Below are 1387 nucleotides of genomic sequence, written 5' to 3'. Positions count from 1 at the left end.
CGGATTTCTTCTGTGGTTGCCGTCCGTTATGCAAGAGTTTTCTGACCCATATTGACGTGTGATCGTGTGCGGTCTTCTGTAAGGCCTGTTGATGTGGCCTTTCAGAAGCCACTGGCCAGTATGGTGATCAGCGGATCAGATCCAAATCTCACAGGCGTGCTTTAAAGCACAGAGAAATCCACTGGTTTTTCCGATCCGGATCAGACGATCATGCGCCCATTCAGGTCATCGCCCTCTCACACCCCTACCGGTTCCATCCGCGGGAGCCGAGCCATCGCTCAGGCTGCCAGGGACAGGGCCGGATCCCGATAATCCTCCTGTTTTGTTGCCATGGCCCAGATGGCTCGTGCCATCCTGTTGGCCAGCGCAATGGCTACCAGCATACGGGCTTGCGGGCCAGCATCCGTGCCAGCCAGCTTCCCGGTGCAGGGGCCTTACGGCTGGCCCAGTTCACCTGGGTCATGGCGCCCATGATGAGAAGCCTGCGGATATCAGCCTGCCCGGCTTTTGATATCTTCCCCAGCCTTTCCTTTCCGCCAGATGAGAACTGACGGGGCACCAGCCCCAGCCACGCAGCAAAGTCGCGCCCGCGCCGGAAGCTCTGCAGGTCAGGCGCAAAAGCTTCAATCGCAAGAGCGGTCAGAGGACCCACTCCAGGCATGCTCTGCAATCTGCAGGTGTTTTCACTTTCCTGGGCAAGCATCCTGATCTTCTTTGTTCTGACATCAATCCGCACACTCTGCTCCGAAATCTGTCGCAGCAGATCAAGGCATTCCTGCTTCACAGCCTCTGGCAGAACCGCCTCATCCAGCATGGCTTCAATGTGTCTGATATGCGCAATCCCCTGTGGCACGACGAGACCGAATTCATACAGAACGGCACGCAGGGCATTCACCAGTTCCGTGCGCTGGTGCACCAGACGCTGCCGGGCCCGGAAAAGAACGCCACGCGCCTGCTGCGCTTCAGTGCGTGGTTCGACAAAGCGCATTTCCGGCTGACGGGCCGCAATGACGATCGCTTCCGCATCAGCAGCATCGTTCTTCTGGCGCTTCACGAAAGGCTTCACATACTGCGGAGCGATCAGTCTGACCTCGTGACCAGCTCCTGCCAGTTCGCGAGCCCAGTAATGCGCGCTCCCGCACGCTTCAAGAACGACCAGAGCAGGCGGCTGCGTGGCCATGAACTGCATAAACTGCTGACGACGCAGCTTTTTGCGAAACATCACCTCGCCCGCACGCGAAGCTCCATGAACCTGGAAAATGTTCTTTGCCAGATCAACGCCTATCACTGTATCCTTCATCTGCCGTCCTTTCGCGCAGTCGTTTCTTCCAACGACCATTCTGGCACATTGCGATGCCGTGCGGGGAGGACGGCAACCACCCCATCT

At 57.9% G+C, this 1387-nt stretch carries 1 pseudogene; it reads right to left on the bottom strand.

Annotation, left to right across the window (positions count from 1 at the left end):
• Nucleotides 1-278: 278 nt before the first annotated feature.
• Nucleotides 279-1300, bottom strand: a pseudogene (locus tag CFR71_RS15735) (IS110 family RNA-guided transposase).
• Nucleotides 1301-1387 lie beyond the last annotated feature (87 nt).

The sequence above is a fragment of the Novacetimonas pomaceti genome (assembly GCF_003207955.1).
GTDB lineage: Bacteria > Pseudomonadota > Alphaproteobacteria > Acetobacterales > Acetobacteraceae > Novacetimonas > Novacetimonas pomaceti.
The sequence above is the reverse complement of the archived record's forward strand: the minus strand, read 5'-3'. Positions and strand labels throughout refer to the sequence as shown.